At 65.6% G+C, this 19,765-nt stretch carries 17 protein-coding genes and 3 tRNA genes; 4 read left to right on the top strand and 16 right to left on the bottom strand.

What is annotated here, in order from left to right; all coding sequences use genetic code 11:
- The 14 genes from ACQ860_RS21925 to ACQ860_RS21860 all read right to left on the bottom strand — a co-directional run bounded on the left by ACQ860_RS21925 (position 1) and on the right by ACQ860_RS21860 (position 10,755).
- On the bottom strand, positions 1–603 hold the full coding sequence (locus tag ACQ860_RS21925; RefSeq protein ID WP_431305426.1) for a complex I 24 kDa subunit family protein: 603 nt from the start codon (positions 601–603) through the stop codon (positions 1–3).
- Between the two features lie 5 nt (positions 604–608).
- Positions 609–764 carry a hypothetical protein gene (locus ACQ860_RS21920; protein ID WP_213612659.1) on the bottom strand — a complete coding sequence of 52 codons (156 nt, stop codon included), beginning with the start codon at positions 762–764 and terminating at the stop codon, positions 609–611.
- The gene (locus tag ACQ860_RS21915) at positions 761–1,993 is read right to left on the bottom strand and encodes an NADH-quinone oxidoreductase subunit D (RefSeq protein WP_431305425.1); all 1,233 of its coding nucleotides are present in this window, start codon (positions 1,991–1,993) and stop codon (positions 761–763) included. Before ACQ860_RS21915 ends, ACQ860_RS21920 begins: the two co-directional genes overlap by 4 nt.
- Positions 1,990–2,583: an NADH-quinone oxidoreductase subunit C gene (locus ACQ860_RS21910; protein WP_431305803.1), complete on the bottom strand. Its 594-nt coding sequence runs from the start codon at positions 2,581–2,583 to the stop codon at positions 1,990–1,992. Before ACQ860_RS21910 ends, ACQ860_RS21915 begins: the two co-directional genes overlap by 4 nt.
- A gap of 40 nt (positions 2,584–2,623) precedes the next feature.
- On the bottom strand, positions 2,624–3,157 hold the full coding sequence (locus ACQ860_RS21905; protein WP_249732032.1) for a NuoB/complex I 20 kDa subunit family protein: 534 nt from the start codon (positions 3,155–3,157) through the stop codon (positions 2,624–2,626).
- A 4-nt stretch (positions 3,158–3,161) separates the two neighbouring features.
- The gene (locus ACQ860_RS21900; protein WP_213612655.1) at positions 3,162–3,530 is read right to left on the bottom strand and encodes an NADH-quinone oxidoreductase subunit A; all 369 of its coding nucleotides are present in this window, start codon (positions 3,528–3,530) and stop codon (positions 3,162–3,164) included.
- Positions 3,531–3,748: 218 nt separating this feature from the next.
- Positions 3,749–3,825, bottom strand: a tRNA-Asp gene (locus tag ACQ860_RS21895).
- 62 nt (positions 3,826–3,887) lie between these two features.
- Positions 3,888–3,962: transfer RNA gene (locus tag ACQ860_RS21890), tRNA-Val, on the bottom strand.
- Positions 3,963–4,053: 91 nt separating this feature from the next.
- Positions 4,054–4,326, bottom strand: coding sequence for an HU family DNA-binding protein (locus ACQ860_RS21885; RefSeq protein ID WP_213612654.1), 273 nt, complete (start codon positions 4,324–4,326; stop codon positions 4,054–4,056).
- 229 nt (positions 4,327–4,555) lie between these two features.
- Entirely contained in the window at positions 4,556–6,952 is a 2,397-nt protein-coding gene (lon, locus tag ACQ860_RS21880) for an endopeptidase La (protein WP_431305424.1), read from the bottom strand.
- A gap of 130 nt (positions 6,953–7,082) precedes the next feature.
- Complete coding sequence (gene clpX, locus ACQ860_RS21875; RefSeq protein ID WP_431305423.1) at positions 7,083–8,339, bottom strand: ATP-dependent Clp protease ATP-binding subunit ClpX; 1,257 nt, start codon at positions 8,337–8,339, stop codon at positions 7,083–7,085.
- 158 nt (positions 8,340–8,497) lie between these two features.
- Positions 8,498–9,163 (bottom strand): ATP-dependent Clp endopeptidase proteolytic subunit ClpP, encoded by a 666-nt coding sequence (clpP, locus tag ACQ860_RS21870; RefSeq protein WP_431305422.1) that lies wholly within the window; start codon positions 9,161–9,163, stop codon positions 8,498–8,500.
- 144 nt (positions 9,164–9,307) lie between these two features.
- Positions 9,308–10,630, bottom strand: a complete 1,323-nt coding sequence (gene tig / locus ACQ860_RS21865) for a trigger factor (RefSeq protein ID WP_431305421.1) — start codon at positions 10,628–10,630, stop codon at positions 9,308–9,310.
- A gap of 40 nt (positions 10,631–10,670) precedes the next feature.
- Positions 10,671–10,755 (bottom strand) — tRNA-Leu (locus tag ACQ860_RS21860).
- 68 nt (positions 10,756–10,823) lie between these two features.
- Here ACQ860_RS21860 and ACQ860_RS21855 point away from each other — a divergent pair.
- The 3 genes from ACQ860_RS21855 to ACQ860_RS21845 all read left to right on the top strand — a co-directional run bounded on the left by ACQ860_RS21855 (position 10,824) and on the right by ACQ860_RS21845 (position 13,130).
- Complete coding sequence (locus ACQ860_RS21855; RefSeq protein ID WP_431305420.1) at positions 10,824–11,378, top strand: DUF1643 domain-containing protein; 555 nt, start codon at positions 10,824–10,826, stop codon at positions 11,376–11,378.
- Entirely contained in the window at positions 11,375–12,337 is a 963-nt protein-coding gene (locus ACQ860_RS21850; RefSeq protein WP_431305419.1) for a polysaccharide pyruvyl transferase family protein, read from the top strand. Before ACQ860_RS21855 ends, ACQ860_RS21850 begins: the two co-directional genes overlap by 4 nt.
- A 595-nt stretch (positions 12,338–12,932) precedes the next feature.
- On the top strand, positions 12,933–13,130 hold the full coding sequence (locus tag ACQ860_RS21845; protein ID WP_431305418.1) for a hypothetical protein: 198 nt from the start codon (positions 12,933–12,935) through the stop codon (positions 13,128–13,130).
- Between the two features lie 227 nt (positions 13,131–13,357).
- Here ACQ860_RS21845 and ACQ860_RS21840 read toward each other — a convergent pair whose 3' ends face one another.
- The gene (locus ACQ860_RS21840; protein WP_431305417.1) at positions 13,358–14,749 is read right to left on the bottom strand and encodes a hypothetical protein; all 1,392 of its coding nucleotides are present in this window, start codon (positions 14,747–14,749) and stop codon (positions 13,358–13,360) included.
- A gap of 59 nt (positions 14,750–14,808) precedes the next feature.
- Positions 14,809–15,228: a hypothetical protein gene (locus ACQ860_RS21835; RefSeq protein WP_431305416.1), complete on the bottom strand. Its 420-nt coding sequence runs from the start codon at positions 15,226–15,228 to the stop codon at positions 14,809–14,811.
- Positions 15,229–15,522: 294 nt separating this feature from the next.
- Here ACQ860_RS21835 and ACQ860_RS21830 point away from each other — a divergent pair, with 294 nt between their 5' ends.
- The gene (locus ACQ860_RS21830; protein ID WP_431305415.1) at positions 15,523–19,695 is read left to right on the top strand and encodes a hypothetical protein; all 4,173 of its coding nucleotides are present in this window, start codon (positions 15,523–15,525) and stop codon (positions 19,693–19,695) included.
- Positions 19,696–19,765 lie beyond the last annotated feature (70 nt).

The following is a 19,765-nucleotide window of genomic DNA, read 5'->3' as shown; positions in this document are numbered from 1 at the left end:
TCAGTCCTCCGCCCCGTTCAGCACCTGCGGGCCGCCAACGGGCGCGCTCGTCTGGCGGCCGATCATCGAGCCGGGCTTCGGCCGCTCGCCGCGCTTCAGCGCCTCGATCAGCCTCACCGTGCTGTCGTAGTCCATGTCCTCGTAGTAGTCGTCATCCACCTGCAGGATCGGCGCGTTCACGCAACCGCCCAGGCATTCGACTTCCGTCAGCGTGAAATTGCCGTCGGCGCTGGTATCGCCATAGCCCTTCAGCGCGCCCGCATCCTTGCAGGCGCGCAGCACATCATCCGAGCCGCGCAGCCAGCAGGGCGTGGTGCCGCAGACCTGCAGGTGGAAGCGCCCGATCGGCTTGGTGTTGTACATGAAGTAGAAGGTCGCGACCTCGTAGACGCGCATCGGCGCCATGCCGAGCCGCTCGGCGATCACGTCCATGGCGATGCGCGGCACCCAGGCGGAGCCGGTCTGCCGGCCCATCTGCTTCTGCGCGACGTAAAGCAGCGGCATCACCGCGCTGGCCTGCTTGCCGGCCGGATAGCGCGGCAGGATCTTCGCGATCTGCGCTTCGCTCTCGGCGTCGAATTCGAAGGAGGTCGGCTCGCTCATGGGGCTTACAGCTTCTGCACGAAGAAAACGGCCGCGGTGAGGATCACCGCCAGCCAAAGCGGCGTCCAGCCCCAGGCGGGCTTCAGCCAACGGAACAGCACGCCCGCGACCAGCGCCGGCACATAGAAGCCGATGAAGCTGATCAGGGCGTTGTCGCTCACCGGTCGATCTCGCCGAAGACGATGTCGAGGCTGCCGATGATGGCCACCGCATCGGCCAGCATGTGACCCTTGCTGAGCGTCTCCATCGCCTGGAGATGCGCGTAGCCAGGTGCGCGGATCTTGCAGCGATACGGCTTGTTGGTGCCGTCGGCGACCAGATACACGCCGAACTCGCCCTTGGGCGCCTCGGTCACCGTGTACGTGCTGCCGGCAGGCACGTGATATCCCTCGGTGTAGAGCTTGAAGTGGTGGATGAGCGCTTCCATCGAGCGCTTCATCTGCCCTCGCGTGGGCGGGACGATCTTGTTGTCCAGCACCTTGATGGGGCCGGGCTTCATCTGGTCCAGGCACTGGCGGATGATGCGCAGCGACTGCCGCATCTCCTGCATGCGCAGCAGGTAGCGGTCATAGCAGTCGCCATTGCGGCCGACCGGCACGTCGAACTCCATCCGGTCATAGACGTCATAGGGCTGCGACTTTCGCAGATCCCAGGCGACGCCAGAGGCGCGCAGGCAGGGGCCGGAGAAGCCCCATTCCATCGCCTGCTCGGCCGTCATCACGCCGATATCCACGGTGCGCTGCTTGAAGATGCGGTTGTTCGTCAGCAGCCCTTCCAACTCATCCAGGAAGGCCGGGAACTGCGCCATCCAGCGCTCGATCTTGTCGGGCAGCGCGGCGGGGATGTCCTTCGCGACACCGCCAGGCCGGAAGTAATTGGCGTGGTAATGGCTACCCGAGGTCATCTCGTACATCTCGAGCAGGTGCTCGCGCTGCTCGAAGCCCCAGAGCGCCGGTGTGATGGCGCCGCAATCCAGCGCGTAGGTCGTGACATTCAGCAGGTGGTTCGCGATGCGCGTGATCTCGGCGAAGAGCACGCGGATATACTGCGCACGCTCCGGCACGTCCTGCGTGATGCCCAGCAGCCGCTCGGTGGCCAGAGCGAAGCTGTGCTCCATGCACATCGGGCTGACATAGTCGAGCCGGTCGAAATAGGGCAGCGCCTGGAGGTAGGTCTTGTACTCGATCAGCTTCTCGGTGCCGCGGTGCAGCAGCCCGATATGCGGATCGGCGCGCTCCACCACCTCGCCCTTCATCTCGAGGATGAGGCGCAGCACGCCATGCGCCGCCGGGTGCTGCGGGCCGAAATTGATGGTGTGGCTGTCCATCTCGACGATGCGGCGCTCGGTCTCGTTCGCCGGCACTTCGCCGATAGGGCTGAGGTCGCTCATGCCTTGTCCCCCTTCTCATCCTCGGGGCGCGCGATGCGGTTCAGATGCACCTTCTCGTCGCCCGGGAGCGTGGTCATCGCCTCCCAGGGGCTGAGGAAGTCGAAATTGCGGAAGTCCTGCACGAGCTTCACCGGCTCCTGCACCACGCGGCCGGCCTCGGCGTCGTAGCGCATCTCGACGAAGCCGGTGAGCGGGAAGTCCTTGCGGAGCGGGTGGCCCTCGAAGCCGTAATCCGTCAGCAGGCGGCGAAGATCGGCAAGGCCCGCGAAGACCACGCCGTACATGTCCCAGGTCTCGCGCTCGAACCAGGTGGCGGTGGGCCAGATGGAGGCCACGCTCGGCACCGGCTGCTCGGCATCCGTCGTGGTGATGACGCGCAGGCGCTCGTTCCGGGTCAGCGAGAGGAGATTGTACACCACCTCGAATCGCTCCGGCCGCTCGGGCCAGTCCACGCCGCAGACATCCATGAGCTGCGCGAAATCGAGCGATGGTGCATCGCGCAGCAGTGTCATCAACGGCAGCAGCGCATCGCGCGCCACATGCAGCACAAGCTCGGCGCCGCCGCGCTCGCGCGTGAAGGCCACGGGCAGGCGGTCGGCGATCAGGCCGCGGATGTCGTTCTCGAGCGCGTCAACCACGGAGGATGGTCCCCGTGCGGCGGATCTTCTTCTGCAACTGGAGGATTCCGTAAACCAGCGCCTCGGCCGTCGGCGGGCAGCCGGGGACGTAGATGTCCACCGGCACGATGCGGTCGCAGCCGCGCACCACCGAGTAGCTGTAGTGGTAGTAGCCGCCGCCATTGGCGCAGGAGCCCATGGAGATCACCCAGCGTGGCTCGCTCATCTGGTCGTAGACCTTGCGCAGCGCGGGGGCCATTTTGTTGGTCAGCGTGCCGGCCACGATCATCACGTCACTCTGCCGCGGCGAGCCGCGCGGAATGATCCCGAAGCGGTCGAGGTCGTAGCGGGCCATATAGGCGTGGATCATCGGGACGGCGCAGCAGGCGAGGCCGAAGGTCATCGGCCAGAGCGAGCCGGTCCGGGCCCAGTTCACCACCTTGTCGAGGTTGGCGACGACGAAGCCCTTTTCCTCGATTTCTCCGGTCACGGCGCGGATCACCGCATCCTGGGGCGCGCCGGCGGGGTTCCAGGCGATCTCGTTCATGGCCCTATTCCCAATCCAGGGCGCCCTTGCGCCACTCATAGATGAAGCCGACCGTCAGCACGCCGAGGAAGCCCATCATCGAGAAAAAGCCAAGCCAGCCGATCTCGCCCAGCGTCACCGCCCAGGGGAAGAGGAAGGCCACCTCGAGGTCGAAGATGATGAAGAGGATGGCGACCAGGTAGAAACGCACGTCAAAGCGCCGGCGCGTATCGTCGAAGGGGGCGAAGCCGCACTCATAGGCCGAGAGCTTCTCGGCATTGGGCTTCTGCCGCGCGACCAGCAGGCTGCCGCCCACCATGGCGAGGGCGATGCCTCCCGCGATCCCCAGGAAGACGAGGATAGGGAAATACTCGGCGAGCAACGGCTGCGTCATCTTTGCCTCGGCGACTCTTTTGCCTCGCCCATTCCTGGCCGCTTTGCCACGGCGGATGAGCGATGGGCCAGGGGAGCGGGACTGCGCCTCTGACGCGGCGCACCATACAGCAAGGCGGGCCCGCTCCGCCATAGGGGGGACGAGTTAAACCCGCGTCAGCACAAGCAGTTGCGCCGCGCGATCGGTTCGGATTTGCAATGTCAGGAAGGGGTGCGGTCTGGCGCGAGTGACGGGGCTCGAACCCGCGACCTCCGGCGTGACAGGCCGGCGCTCTAACCGACTGAGCTACACCCGCAGCAGACGTAGGGGCGTTTAGGCCCCGCCCGGGTGGCTGTCAACCAACCCCGGAAGGAAAAGTGGTGGGCGCTGACGGGGTCGAACCGCCGACATCCTGCGTGTAAAGCAGGCGCTCTACCTCTGAGCTAAGCGCCCCACAGGCGCATCATGCCATGACACGCCGCGCAAGAAAAAGGGCCGGCCCGCGCATGGCGGGCCGGCCCTGCAAGACCGAACTGGCGTCAGCTCAGTTCACGGCGTCCTTCAGGTTCTTGCCGGCCTTGAAGCGAACCGTCGTCGAGGCGGGAATCTTGATCTCCTCGCCCGTGCGCGGGTTGCGGCCCTTGCCGGCCTTGCGCTTGCTGGTGCTGAAGGTGCCGAAGCCGACGAGGCGGACTTCCTGCTTCTTCTTCAGCGCCTTGGTGATCGCCTCGAAGACGGAGTCGAGAACGTCGCCGGCCTTCGCCTTGGACAGTTCACCCGACTCGGCAACGACGGCCACGAGATCCTGCTTGTTCATGGGACGGTCCCCTTGCTGAACGGCCTACGCACGTGAAGACCGATTCTCCACACTGGCCTGGAAGGGACAGTAAGCGGCGGTTTTCCGCCACGTCAATCAGCCACCCCTCCGATTCGCGGCGGTTTGCCTGGGTTTTTTGGGGATAGCTTCGGCAAACCCTTGAGCGACGTGGCGAAAACGAAAAGGGCGCCCGCGGGGGCGCCCTTGCCGGCATGGATTTCCGGGCCGGTCAGTGCGGCCGGACAACAGCCCCCGATTCGACGGTAGGCACCGCCGCCTCCTCCGGCTCCACCCAGGTGATCGGATCGGGCGCGCGCACCAGGGCCTGGTTGATCACCTCATCGGCATGGCTGACGGCGATGATCTTCAGCGCCTTCTTCACGCTGTCCGGGATGTCGGCCAGGTCCTTCTCATTCTCCTTCGGGATGAAGACCGTGGTGATGCCGGCACGCAGGGCCGCCAGCAGCTTCTCCTTCAGGCCGCCGATCGGCAGCACGCGGCCGCGCAGCGTGATCTCGCCCGTCATCGCCACCTCACGCCGCACCGGAATGCCGGTAAGGACGGAGATGATGGAGGTCGCCATCGCCACACCCGCGCTCGGGCCATCCTTGGGCGTCGCGCCTTCCGGCACGTGGACGTGGATGTCGCGCTTCTCGAACAGCGTGGGCTTGATGCCGAAGCTGATCGAACGCGAGCGCACATAGGAAAGCGCCGCGCTGACCGATTCCTTCATCACGTCGCCGAGCTGGCCGGTCGGCTTGATGTTGCCCTTGCCGGGCACCACCACGCTCTCGATGGAGAGGATGTCGCCCCCCACCTCCGTCCAGGCGAGGCCGGTGACGACGCCCACCATGTCCTCGCTCTCGGCCTCGCCATAGCGGAACTTCTTCACGCCCGCGTATTTCTCGAGGTTCTTGCGGTTGATCGCGACCTTCTTCGCCTTGCCGGTGACGATCTCCTTCACCGCCTTGCGCGCCAGGCCGCCCAGCTCGCGCTCCAGGTTCCGCACGCCCGCCTCGCGCGTGTAGTAGCGCACGAGATCGAGCAGCGCCTCGTCCGAGAGCGACCATTCGGCGGACTTCAGGCCATTCGCCTCGGTCACCTTGGGCAGGAGGTGCCGCTTGGAGATCTGCACCTTCTCATCCTCGGTGTAGCCGGGGATGCGGATGATCTCCATGCGGTCCAGCAGCGGCTGGGGCATGCGGAGCGAATTGGCGGTCGTGACGAACATCACGTCGCTCAGGTCGTAATCCACCTCCAGGTAGTGGTCGGCGAAGGTGGCGTTCTGCTCGGGGTCCAGCACTTCCAGCAGCGCGCTGGAGGGGTCGCCCCGCCAATCGGCGCCGAGCTTGTCGATCTCATCCAGCAGGAAGAGCGGGTTGCTCGTCTTCGCCTTCTTCATGCCCTGGATGACCTTGCCCGGCATGGAGCCGATATAGGTCCGCCGGTGGCCACGCACTTCCGCCTCGTCCCGCACGCCGCCCAGCGACATCCGCACGAAGTTGCGCCCCGTGGCCTTGGCGATGGATTTGCCGAGCGAGGTTTTGCCCACGCCGGGCGGGCCGACGAGGCAGAGGATGGGGCCGCGGATCTTCTTGCTGCGCGCCTGCACAGCCAGATACTCGATGATCCGCTCCTTCACCTTCTCCAGGCCGTAATGGTCGGCGTCGAGCACCTTCTCGGCCGCGGTGATATCGCGGCGGATGACGCTGCGCTTCTTCCAGGGGATGCTGAGGATCCAGTCGAGGTAGTTGCGGACGACGGTCGCCTCGGCCGACATGGGCGACATGGTGCGCAGCTTCTTCAGCTCCGCCATCGCCTTGTCATGCGCTTCCTTGCTGAGCTTCGTGGCCTTGATCTTGGCCTCGATCTCCGCCGATTCGTCCTTGCCGTCCTCGCCCTCGCCCAGCTCCTTCTGGATCGCGCGCATCTGCTCGTTCAGGTAGTATTCGCGCTGCGTCTTCTCCATCTGCCGCTTCACGCGGCTGCGGATGCGCTTCTCCACCTGGAGCACGCTCATCTCGCCTTCCATGTGCGAGAAGACACGCTCCAGACGCGCGGCGACGGAGGCGATCTCGAGCAGCTCCTGCTTCTCGGGGATCTTGATGGAGAGGTGGCTCGCCACCGTGTCCGCGAGCTTGCCGGCATCATCGATCTGGTTGATCGAGACCAGCACCTCGGGCGCGATCTTCTTGTTGAGCTTGATGTAGCTCTCGAACTGCGAGACCACGGTGCGCATCAGCGCCTCGACCTCGCGCTTGTCCGAAGCGGCTTCGGCCATCGGCTCGGTGAAGGCCTCGAAGTAGTTCTCGGTCTCCTTGAAGCCCACGATCTTGGCGCGGCGCCCGCCTTCGACCAGCACCTTCACCGTGCCGTCGGGCAGCTTCAGCAGCTGCAGCACGGTGGAGACGGTGCCGGTCTCGAACAGGTCCTTGGCGCCAGGATCATCCTGCAGGGCGTTCTTCTGGGCGACGAGCAGGATCTGCTTGTCCTCGCGCATCACGGCTTCGAGCGCGCGCACGGATTTCTCGCGGCCGACGAAGAGCGGCACGATCATATGCGGGAAGACGACGATATCCCGCAGGGGCAGCACGGGAAGCAGGTCGCCGCGAATGGTTTCCGTCATGAGGACCTCACTGGGACAGTCGGCGGGGCGGGCGCCCGAATTCGGCACGCCCACCCGGAGCCACGGGTTAGTGACCTTATCTGGTCATGAAAGGGCGGCAGACAAGCCGCCCCTCCTGACCCCCGCCGGCTCAGGCGGAGGTCTGTTCGGCGGGCTTCTCGCCGTAGATGAAGAGCGGCTGGGCACGGATCTCCGCCACCTCGCGGTTCACCACCACCTCCTCGACGTCGGCGAGGCCCGGCAGCTCGAACATGGTGGTAAGCAGGATCTGCTCCATGATGGAGCGCAGGCCGCGAGCGCCGGTCTTGCGCTGGATCGCCCGCGTGGCGACCGACCGGAGCGCGTCCTCGGTGAAGGTGAGCTTGGCGCCCTCCATCTCGAAGAGCCGCTGGTACTGCTTGAGCAGCGCGTTCTTCGGGCGCGTCAGGATCTCGATGAGCGCCTTCTCGTCGAGGTCCTCGAGCGTCGCGACCACCGGCAGGCGGCCGATGAATTCCGGGATCAGGCCGAACTTCAGCAGGTCCTCGGGCTCCACCTCGCGCAGCACGGCCCCCATGCGGCGATCCTCGGGGCTGCGCACCTCGGCGCCATAGCCGATGCCCGAGCCCTTGCCGCGCGCGCCGATGATCCGCTCCAGCCCGGCGAAGGCGCCGCCGCAAATGAAGAGGATGTTGGTCGTGTCCACCTGCAGGAATTCCTGCTGCGGATGCTTGCGCCCGCCCTGCGGCGGCACGGAGGCCACGGTGCCCTCCATGATCTTCAGCAGCGCCTGCTGCACGCCCTCGCCCGAAACGTCCCGCGTGATGGAGGGGTTGTCCGACTTGCGGCTGATCTTGTCGACCTCGTCGATATAGACGATGCCGCGCTGCGCGCGCTCGACATTGTAGTCGGCCGCCTGCAGCAGCTTGAGGATGATGTTCTCCACATCCTCGCCGACATAGCCGGCCTCGGTCAGCGTCGTCGCATCCGCCATGGTGAAGGGCACGTCCAGGATGCGGGCGAGCGTCTGCGCCAGCAGCGTCTTGCCCGAGCCGGTGGGGCCGATCAGCATGATGTTGGACTTGGCGATCTCGACGTCGTTGTTCTTGGCCACCGCGGCGAGGCGCTTGTAGTGGTTGTGCACCGCGACCGCGAGCACCTTCTTCGCGTGTTCCTGGCCGATCACATAGTCGTCGAGGACCTTGCAGATTTCCTTCGGCGTCGGCACGCCATCGCGCGTCTTCACCATGTGGGTCTTGTGCTCTTCACGGATGATATCCATGCAGAGTTCGACGCATTCATCGCAGATGAAGACGGTCGGGCCCGCGATGAGCTTGCGCACCTCGTGCTGCGACTTGCCGCAGAAGGAGCAGTAAAGGGTGTTCTTGCTGTCGCCAGACTTGCTCATGCGCACTCCTCGCGGCGGGACGGGACCCGGCTGTCCGCCCCACGGCCGCGTTTCAAACTCGTGACCCGGGAATCTACCCTCCCGGGGGCCTGCAAGGGAAGCTTTGCCGCCCCTGCCGGCTCATCCTGCTCCATAAATCCCTAAGCCTCGCTCAAGGCTCAGCTTTTCGGCACTTCCGCCGCGGGGGGGCGCTTGTCCACCACCTGGTCGATCAGGCCCCAGTCGCGGGCCTCCTCGGCGGACATGTAGCTGTCGCGCTCCAGCTTGGCCTCGATCGCCTCGACCGGCTGGCCCGTGTGGGTGACGTAGATCTGGTTCAGGCGCTTGCGCAGTTCCAGGATCTCGCGCGCCTGGATCTCGATATCCGTCGCCTGGCCCTGGGCGCCGCCGGACGGCTGGTGAACCATCACCCGGGCATTCGGCAGCGCGAAGCGCTTGCCCTTGGCGCCGGCCGTCAGCAGCAGCGAGCCCATGGAGGCCGCCATGCCGAGGCAGACCGTGCTGACCGGGCTGCGGATGAACTGCATCGTGTCGTAGATCGCGAGCCCGGCGCTCACCACGCCGCCCGGGCTGTTGATGTAGAACGAAATTTCCTTGTTCGGGTTTTCGCTCTCCAGAAACAGGAGCTGCGCGCAGATCAGCGAGGACACCTGATCATAGACCGCGCCGGTCAGGAAGATGATCCGCTCCTTGAGCATCCGCGAATAGATGTCATAGGCGCGCTCGCCGCGGCTGGATTGCTCCACCACCATGGGGACGAGGGAGTTGTTATAGATTTCAACAGGATCGCGATCCTGGGTCCCCACATATCGCACGTCTTGCATTCCCATCTTCTGAGGTCCGCCCCAGGATGGGCACGGCCTGGTTAAGGCCGGACGAATCGTGCCCCGGCCCCTTGGTCAGGCACAGCATGTGGGCAGAGACGCGCCCAAGGAAAGAGGGGGCGTAAAAACCCCCTCCCCCACCGATCAGACCTGCGTGGCGGCCTCGGCCAGCTTCTCCGGCGTCACCGTCTCGTCCTCGACCTTGGCCAGTTCCAGCATGAAGTCCACGACCTTCTCCTCGAAGATCGGGCTGCGGAGGTTCTCCAGCGCCTGCGGGTTCTTCTGGAAGAACTCGAAGACCTGCTTCTCCTGGCCCGGATAGCGCTGCACCTCGGCGCGCATCGCGTTACCCAGCTCCTCGCGGCTCACCGTGATGTTGTTGGTGGTGCCGATCTCGGAGAGCAGCAGGCCGAGGCGGATGCGGCGCTCGGCGATGGCCCGGTACTCGGCCTTCAGCGTGGCCTCGTCCTTGCCGGCATCCTCGCCGTCCAGGCGGCCGGCCTTCATGTCGGCCTCGACGCGCTCCCAGATCTGCTTGAACTCGTTCTCCACCATGCCCTCGGGCACTTCGAAGCTGGCGCGCTCGGCCAGGGCATCCAGCAGCTTGCGCTTGATGGCCATGCGGCTCTGGCTGTCATATTCGCGCTGCAGGCTCTCCAGGATCACCTCGCGCAGCTTCTCGAAGCTCTCGAGGCCGAGCTTCTTCGCCAGCTCGTCATCCAGCGCGGGCTTGGAATAGGTCTTCAGCGCCTTGGCGGTGACGGTGAACTCGGCATCCTTACCGGCCAGCTCGGCCGAGCCGTATTCGGCCGGGAAGGACACCTTGATCACACGCTCCTCGCCCGGGGCCAGGCCTTCCAGCTGCTCGGTGAAGCCGGGGATGAAGCCGGGGCCGGCCACTTCGATCGGCATGTCGGTGGCGGAGCCGCCCTGGAATTCCTCGCCGCCGATGCGGCCGACGAAATCGCAAACCAGCACCTCGCCCTTGGCGGCGGCGCGGGCTTCCGTCTCCTCCAGGCTGGCCTGGCGGCGGCTGATGCTCTCCAGCGCCTTGGCCACTTCCTCATCGCCCGGGGCGGCCTTGAGGCGCGTCAGGCTGATGCTGGCGAAATCCGGCATCGGGATGGTGGGCAGGACCTCCACATCCATGCGGAATTCAAGGTCGGCGCCATCGGCGAAGTTCACCAGCTCGATCTTGGGCTGCAGCGCGGGGCGGAGGTTATTGTCCGTCACCACCTTGCTGGTGGCTTCCTGGACGGAGGCTTCCAGCACCTCGCCCATCACGGCCTGGCCGTAGCGGGCGAGAACCACCTTCTGCGGCACCTTGCCGGGGCGGAAGCCCGGCATCTTCATGTCCTTGGCCAGCTCAGCCAGGCGCTTGTCCTTCTGGGCGGCGATGCTCGTCGCGGGAACCACCACCGTGTAGGCCCGCTTGAGCCCTTCGTTCGCAACCTCAGTGACCTGCATAGTGAGCGATTCCGTTCGTGTGTTGATGGGCGCGGCCAGGTGGTGCGGGCGGAGGGATTTGAACCCCCACGGCTTGCGCCACTGGAACCTAAATCCAGCGTGTCTGCCAATTCCACCACGCCCGCATGACCGCGTGGCCAAATGGGAAGCGGCGCATGTAGCCGAAACGGCCGCCCTCGCCAATACTGGCCCCATGACCATCCCCCATGATCCGGGCGGCAAGGTGCGGCTGCGCCTCGCCTCCGACATCGTCTCCGCCGCCGCCTTTTCCGGGTGCAGGCGCTGGCGCTGGTGGCTGGAGCGGCGCTGGGACGGCGCGCCCATCGGCACGCCCGGCTTCGGCGTTGTGATCGGCATGAATCCCTCCACCGCCGATCTCGAGGCGGATGACCCGACGGTGGCCGGCTGCATCTGGCGCGCTCGGTACCGCTGGGGCCTGCCCGGCCTCGTCATGCTGAACGCCTTCGCCTACCGCGCGACCGACAAGAAGCGCCTGCTGGAGGTGGAGGACCCGGTGGGCGAGGAGAATGACGCGACCATCCTCCACTATGCCCGGAGCGCGGCTCTGGTCGTCGTCGCCTGGGGGCAGCCGCCCAAGCCCCTGTTGAAGCGCGGGCCCGCCCTGGCGGGGCTGCTGCGCGAGGCGGGGGTCACGGCCCTCTGCTTCGGCGTGAACGGTGACGGCAGCCCGAAGCACCCGCTCTACCAGAAGCGGGATGCGCCCCTGATCCCGCTGCCTTCCCCTTGAGGCCCCTGCCCCTCGATTTTTCGCTGGTGGCGCCGGGTATCGGCAATTTCGGGGATTCGCTGGGCCCGCTCCTGGTGGCCGCCTTCTCGGGGCGGGAGGTCGTGCGCGCCCCCCGGATCTCGCCCTGGCGCCGGCTGGCGGCGACGGGCACCAACGCCCAGAAGTTCCGGCTTGGCACGGTGGACCTCTGGGGCACCGGCGCCGCCGGCGGCAACAACCCCTTCGAGCCGCAGAGGGGATTTCCGCGCCATTTCGCCACGCGCCTGGTCCCGCACCTTCTGCGCGGCCCCTTCTCGGCCCGGTTGCTGGCCGAGGCCGGCTTCGGCCCGCCGCGCGCCTTCGGCGACCCCGCCTGGCTGCTGCCCCGCCTCTGGCCGGCGCCGCCGGGCCCGCCCCGCCACGAACTGGGCGTGATCCTGCATGAGAGCGAGGTCGCCGCGCCGCATCCTGGGGCGCCGGCGAATGCCGAATTCCTGCGCTACCACCTTCCCCCCAGCCTCGCGGGCACGGTCCGGATCATTTCCCCCCTGCACGCCCTGGATGTGCGCTCCATGCGCGCCAAGCTGGACGAAATGCTGGATTGCCGGCGCCTGCTCTCGACCGGGCTGCACGGGCTGGTCCTGGCCGAGGCCTATGGCCGCCCCTGCGCCGCCTTCGACATCCATGCCGGGGCGAGCGGGCGAATCCCCCTGACGACCGAAACGCCGCTCGACCACCGGATCCGGGATTTCTATGCGGGCATCGGCCAGGATCAGGCGCTGGTCCTGCGCCAGGAACGCCACCTCGCGACGGATTGGGAGGCGGCGATCCGCTTCCTGGACCGCGAATGGTCGCCCGTCGGCTTCGACGCAACGGCGCTCATCGAGGTCTTCCCTGAACGCCATGGGCGGCTTTCGGACGCCCATCTCCCGGCCGGCCCGGCGGAGCTGGAGGCCCGGCTCCGCCGTGTCATGGCGTGAGTTCGGCCCCTGGCCCCAGCCCAGCAGCAGAATGGCCTGCATAGAGAGCGATTCCGTTCATGCGTTGACGGGCGCCGCCCGGTGGTGTGGGCAAAGGGATTTGAACCCCCACGGCTTGCGCCAGTGGAACCGAGAGCGTGCTGCGTTCACTTCGCTCGTTCTAGGTTTTGCTGAGAGGATGATTCAGCGTTTCGGCGATTCCGCCTCAGCGCATCATGCTCTAACTCCAGCGTCTGCCAATTCCACCACGCCCGCATGACCGCGTGGCCCAATTGGGAAGCGGCGCATGTAGCCGAAACGGCCGCCTTCTCCGAATTCAGCCGCTGGCGCTGGTGGCTGGAGCGGCGCCGGGACTGGCCGCTCGGCGATTCCGCCTCAGCGCATCATGCTCTAACTCCAGCGTCTGCCAATTCCACCACGCCCGCATGACCGCGTGGCCCAATTGGGAAGCGGCGCATGTAGCCGAAACGGCCGCCTTCTCCGAATTCAGCCGCTGGCGCTGGTGGCTGGAGCGGCGCCGGGACTGGCCGCTCGGCGATTCCGCCTCAGCGCATCATGCTCTAACTCCAGCGTCTGCCAATTCCACCACGCCCGCATGACCGCGTGGCCCAATTGGGAAGCGGCGCATGTAGCCGAAACGGCCGCCTTCTCCGAATTCAGCCGCTGGCGCTGGTGGCTGGAGCGGCGCCGGGACTGGCCGCCCACCGGCGCGCCGGACTTCGGCGTGGTCACCGGCATGCCCCCCACCGCCGACCTCGACGTGGATGACCCCACGGCCGCTGACTGTATCTGACGGGTCCGGCAACGCTGGGGGCTGCCGGGCCTTGTCATGCTCAATACCTTCGCCCACCGCGGCACCGGCAAGAAGCGTCCGGTGGAGGTGGATGACCCGCTGGGCGAGGAAAGCGACGCGACCATGATTGATGCGCGGCGCGCAGCCCTGGCCGTCGTCACCCGGGCGCAGCCATCCAAGCCCTTGATGGGCCGTGGGCCGCACTGGTGGCCGCCAGCGCCGGCTCATCAGCTTTGCCCCAGGACCTGCATGAGCGTGAGGGCCGCGATCAGCAGGATGACACTCGACGCGCTGACGACATTGGCCACCCAGTTTCCTCCGGCTTGCGCCAGAAGCGGGCCCAGCGCGTCATCCAGCGTCCCGCGATCCACGCTCGAGGGCAGCAGGTTCGCAGTGGCGTCGAGATCCTCCCTCAGATTCTGAAGGTCGGGGGCCACGCTCGAGTAGGAGTACCAGCCCAGCAGAAGCCACCAGAAGAACAACGCCAGGGCGACCACATGCAGAGGTGACGCCCGTTCGGGCGACCTCGCCTGCGCGGCGAACAGGGCGCCTTCCGTCACCTCGCCGCGCAAGGGGTGAAGGTGCCCCACAATGCCCATGCCCCCCTCCGCCTCGCCACCGCCCAGCGCGACCACGACGAAGCACACGAAGATGATCAACGCATAAAGCGCGATCATGTGGCCGTAGAACAGCATGACGAAGCGGAGGTTCGCCGTCGCACCGCCACGCAGAAGCGCACGTTGCTCGCTCTCGCGGCCAACCAGAACCCGCCCAAGCGCAAGCGCCAAGAGGAGATGCTGCAGGTTTGCCCGATGCAGCAGCGCCATGGCGCGCATGCGTGCTTCTCGCCGGGTCACGGGCCGGATACCTTGCAAGGCTGCGCTGAGCCACTGCCGGCAATCGCGCAACGCTCCCCGGGGCGGCACGCGCGCCTCATGCGGATGCGAGTGCTCCTGGGGCGGGTGTGAGAGGCGACCTGCGGCCTCCATCAGGATTGGCCTCTCACTGCGTGCCGCCCGGTGAAGAATGTCGTCCAGCGGCGCCCGCGCGGGATAAAGGCAGACCAAGTATGCCGGCGCGGCCGCGGCCACCAGCGCCACAAGGCACGAGCTGATGACCGTCAGGATTTGGTATTCCATATGCCAGCGGTCGTCGGCGACGGCCAGGCCGAGCGCCATCCCGACCACCAGGGCGGCGATCACCAAGGGCCGCGCGATCCCATAGGGCAGGAGCAACGTGCCGCGACGATCGGCGCGCTCGTCTCGCCCGGCGGTGTGGGCGATGTACATGCCCGTCTCATCCCGCATGAAGTGGTCCCGGTACACCAGCACCGCGAAGAGCGGCGTGCGGGCCGGGCGCGCGGCAAGCCCGATCATCCGGCGCTGTGGCGGCACGAGCGAGAGAAGCCGGTCGCTCAGCCAAACCCGAGCCCGGTGCAGCGCGAGCCGGCGTCGAAAGGCCAGACTGCCGCCATGCTGTTCAGAAGAAGCCGACGCGGCGGATGGCGGCTGCGGCGCGGGAGGAAGCGGCCGGCGCAGGAGATGGAACAGCCAGATCTTGGCGAGCGGAACGAGCAGGAGGAGGAGCAGAATGACGAACAGCCAGAGGAAATCCAGCATCGCGGCACCCTTCTGCTGCTATGGATCTGTCCGACCGAGGCGGGGCTCCCGCAGTCGTCTCAGCGGACCCGACGTGGCCGGATGGAGCCGTCGGCCGTGCCGATATAGGGGCGGGGCTCCATGGCGGCCGAACCTCCGAAGCTCGGGGACGAGGCCAAGCCGCGCCCGCCATGGATGCGGGACGCCTGTGCTGCGTTCAGGGCATCCTGCTGCACGCGCAGCCGAAAGAATTCACGATCCCTGTTCTCCTGCGCGACGCGAAGCTCACCGATGTCCTGCTGGAGCGTCCTGAGCAGGCTCCCCTGCTCCTCCAGGCTTTTGTGTGCGACCTTCAGGTCGGTCATGTCGTTCCGCAGGGCCGCGTAATCGCTGCGAAGTTCGGTCACGACCTCCAATATCTTCCCGAGCTTGTCCTCGCCGGTTGCCGAAGGCCCATGCGGCACATCGCCACGGCTATCACCACTGTCCGGATTGGTCATTTGCTTGCGTCGCTCATCCCGCGGGCCTTTCGCAAGGGGAAGCCACTCACGACCCACTTCGGATCGAGCCGCCAAGCCCGCGAAGCCGCAGATACTAGGCGATTGGGAAGAGGGAGTCAAGGATCGAGAGATTTTCGTACGCCAATACCGCTTCGCGCAGCCTGAAACGTACAATTTTACCCCGATCGACGCAATTTCGCTAACGATTGGTAGATAATTTAATTTCCTAAAAATTATATTGCACGGATCCCAACCTCTCAAGGCTGGGAATCTTCCGCGCGAATGGAAAACTCCATGACGTCGTCTGCCCCGGATTCAGCCGTCCGTATCGCCCATCCCACGCCCCTGGCGCGCATGGTGTTGATCAGCTTCCTGGACGCGACAGACAAGTGCGACCTGCTGTTTCACGAGATCAGGCAGTTGCAGCTGACATTGATCCACCAGATCGGGCTGCCGCGGCTCGCCGTCCTGCTGCGCTACGAAGAGGCCTTCCTCTGGGGCGATCGTCCCGAGGCGGATGGCAACACCGAGGGCAGCTGGGCCAGGATTCTCATGCCGCTGAGCATTGCCGCGGTACGCGAAAAGAGCCGCGTCCTTGCGAAGAACTGGGTGGTGCGCTTCCCACCGCCTGGCGGCCCGCTCGAACCCGACCCCGAGACCGCAGGGGCTGAGGGAAAGCCGGCCGGCGAGGCCGCTGAGCTCTACGCGCTCGCCGCCGCCATCATGCAGAACGCGGCGAATGCGGGCCTGCTGACGCAGGAGTTGCGCCGGCTGCACTTCCTTCTTTCCAGCCTGCAGACCATGAAGCAGCAACTGCTGCGCGAAAAGATCATCCTGGTCCATGCCGCGCTGCGGGCCTTCTGGATCAGGGAGCCGTCGGGCGAGCCTGTCCGCGCGATCCCGCCCGTCCCAGGTGCGCCGGACGACGAATGGCAGAAGCTGGCCGGTGACTTCGACCCGAGAAAGCTGCAGGACTTCCTGCTGACACGTTTCGCGTTCAATGCGCAATTGCAGTTCCGCGTCAGGCAGATCGGCCACCTGCAGCGCCAGATCGAACAGCTGCTGGACCTGTCGCTGGAACAGGATCCCCGCCCCTCCGCCGCACGTCGGCGCGACCAGGGAATCTACACAGGCGCCATCGTCGATCGCTGCCTGACAATCCAACGCTGCATCCAGGGGCTCTTCCAGGAAGGTCTCAAGGCTCCGGACCCCCTGAACGAGCCCGGGTGGGCCAAGAAGGAGGCGTCCCGCCTGGGCCCCTTCATCATGCACAGGTGGGACCTCTCCGCCACCTCATCCTATGAAGGCAGCGTCGATGCGATCTACGCGAACCGCGCCTGGGACCCGCGGGCAACGCCGCTTGGCGGCAAGAAGGACGCGCCCAACCGCTACTCCGAGACGCGCTACGTCAATTCCAGCTACTGGATGCCGGACCGCCCGGACCTGCAGCCACAACTGGCCCACGAAATCGCCCATGCTGAGTTGGAGGGCCGGTATCTGGGCTTCTCCCTGCATGTGCTCGCGGGCGCGGATGATGATTTTGCGACGCTCATGCAGGCGATCCGCGCTGCCATCAGCGCCTTCACCGAAGCAGCCGAAGCGGAGGAGATCAGCTTCTGGCGGCTGGACGCCAAGCAGTTGCAGGCCGTGCTGGAGGAAATCGCCGTGGACATCGTCGCGGCATCCGTCGTGGGTCCGGCTTACGCCTTCGCCGGTTTCCATGAGTTGCTGGGCGCGGGCTTCGCGCCGTTGCTGCATGGCGCGGTGGACTCGATCGATTTCGATCTTGACCTGCAGGCCGAGACCTTCGAGCGGCTCGAGGAGTTCAACTTCCCGCCCATCTGGTATCTTCGGCTGCGCGCCACCTGCGCCCTGATCCGCGCCCTGCCAGACAAAGACAACAAGCCCGCCGCCCTTTCGGACGTGCTGCTGGACGGGATCGAGCAGGCCAGCCGGCTGTTCTTCACGGCCTTTCATGAACGCGCCCCTTCGCGCGCCCGCTCGCGCTGGCAGAACTGGAAATACCTGGCTGACACCATCGCCGACATCATTGGCCACATGGAAGGGCGAGCCTTCCTGAAAACCGCCCGCCGATACACGGAGGTGAAAGCCTGGAACGATCTGCTCGCCAAGCGGATGCCCGACAGCCCGCGGAATGAGCCGCAAGACCTGAACAAGCGCCTGCGCACGCTGTTGCTGGGACCGCTGCTCGATCGCCTCGCGGAGGACCCTCGTTTGCTCTGGGCGAGCCTCAGGGAGGGGAACCTCAAGGACAATGCTCAGCTGGAGACGCTCTTTACCAGCACCTACATCACGAGGCCGAGCGACCGCCTGGCGCCAGACCACGAAAGGCCCTTCGCCTGGCTGCATGACATTCCCTGGCAATGGGCGCTGATCACAAGCCTGGACCTGCTGGCCCGACCAGCCAACGGCCAGAGTTTCGAGACCTTGGCCGAGCCGGCGGGGGCATCATTGCCCTCCGCCATCGATCGCTGGTTGCGGGCCGTTCACCGCTTGAACTGGCTCGGACGGGATGTGTTCCAACTGGGCCTGGAATTCCACGTGTGGATTTCGCGCCCCGATCGCGGCCTCATCGAAACCTGCGCGCGCGCCATCATGACGATCAAGCATGACCTGGCACATTTGCCGCAATACGCAACAGACCGATCCCTGCAGAGGCTCACGGCCATGATTGAAAAATGGCTCGTCGACGACAAAAAAATAAGTCCCGTGGGTCATCAACCCAACAATTGGACTGATGTACAAACAGAAAAGTCCAACAATTTTTTCAAAATTCTTCATCAAGATATAGAAAAATCGCTTGAATTATGTGATCATATACGCAGTAATGTTGCAGAAAAATTATATAATTCGCAATTCAAGCAGCGTATTGACATGTTATGCTGGTATATTGATTTGGCCAATGATCCCCTTTCCAGAGCGAATTTTCCGAAACTAGCAACGGCGCTGGGCCATTCGACTGAAGGACCCGCGGCGATCGGGCGCGGCCGGAACCATCGCATCGAGCGCATCTCCAGCCGGGCGCATCTGCTGCCCGGCGCTCATCGAAACCTGAATCCGAACGCACCCGGCGATTTCGAGCGCGGTCCAGACGCCCTGAGCTCGCTGCACGCCTCGCCCTGGCTCGACCAGGTGGACAACCGTGCCTGGCCCTGCCTCGGCGGTGAACCCAGAAGATCCAGTGTCCAGTGCCTTCCGCTCCTCGGCCGGTATGACCAGATGCGGATCGAGAGCGCCCGCACCCTGGCGCCATCCGCCCTCCCCGTCATATCCGTCCAGGAGCGGCATCGCCTGACCGAATGGCAAAGCCCGGCAGGAAGCGCGAACGCCAAATCCGCCCAGCTCTCCAAGCTGGCGCGCTCCAACCGCATCAACCAGCTGCCCTTCTTCATCCGGCAGCAATTCGGCCTGCCCTTCCGGCGCAGCTGGACGGAACCCTCCGTGATTAAAGCCGACGAGAATACGGACAACGCTTGGAAGGCACAGGGGCAATGGGCCAGGATCGCGGACGAGATCAGTCTGTCCAGCCAGCCGCAGCTTGGCTGCGCTCACGAATGGCTCCTGCCGGACGAGCCCGCCCCCGCGCTGGCGATCATCTCCATCCAGTTGGCCCAGCGCTCTGCACGCCTGACCCTGTTGAACGAGTTGCTGGAGCGAGTAGGGGACGACAAGAACCACGTTTGGGGGGAATTCACCAAAGCCGACATGGGCTTCCTGATCGATGGTTGGGGCGACTTGCTGCTGGTTCTGCACATGCCGCGAGACAAGCCCTCGGCATTTCACCATCTGCCCAGCGCGACGGAACTGGCCCAGAGCGAAGGCCCGCAAAAATTCGCGCTCCGACTTGCCCGTTTCCACGCCGCGCTTGAAGCGCGCATGAAGCAAATCATCCAGCTGAACGAGCGGCTTGTGAACCACCTTCTCGTGGCTCGCACAGAGCTCGCCTGGACGTCGCTCGTGGCCGATTCAGCCTTGCGCGCGGTGCTTCACGGCCCGCACCGGGAGCTGCACTGGTCGGTCGAGCTGCGCATGAAGCCTGATCGTTCCTCCGGTCTCGCGCATGAACGTTTCACTCGAAGTTTCCGCGACGGCTGCCAGGAATTGTTCAACTGGGCAGCCAGCATCGGCCTGCCAGGGGCCAAGGAGTTGCTGACCCTGCCCCGCCTCGTGCGGCGCAGCGGAACCGGCGATTATCGCCTCAGCCTCGTCGGAACCAACAATGCCCGGCGCGCGCTCAAGCGGCTCATCTTTTGCGAGAACGGACTGCTTTGCAGCCGCTATAGAACGCTCGCAGCGGAGCTTGCGGGCAAGCACCCGATACCCGCCGGCCACATCCACATCCCTGGCGCCGCGCTGTTCCTCGAGACGCTGTTCCCTGACAAGGGCGCGGCCGAGAGCATCGACAACACCTTCACCATCATCGGCAAGCGCGAGAGATGGACATGATGCGCCCCGCCAGCATCACGGCTCGCCGACGAAACCTGCTGAGGAAGTTCGATCGTGATCCAGCCCGAGC

This window comes from Sediminicoccus sp. BL-A-41-H5 (assembly GCF_050632405.1).
Taxonomy (GTDB): Bacteria; Pseudomonadota; Alphaproteobacteria; order Acetobacterales; family Acetobacteraceae; genus Roseococcus.
Note: the sequence above shows the minus strand (reverse complement) of the source record. Positions and strands in the feature narration are given on the sequence as shown.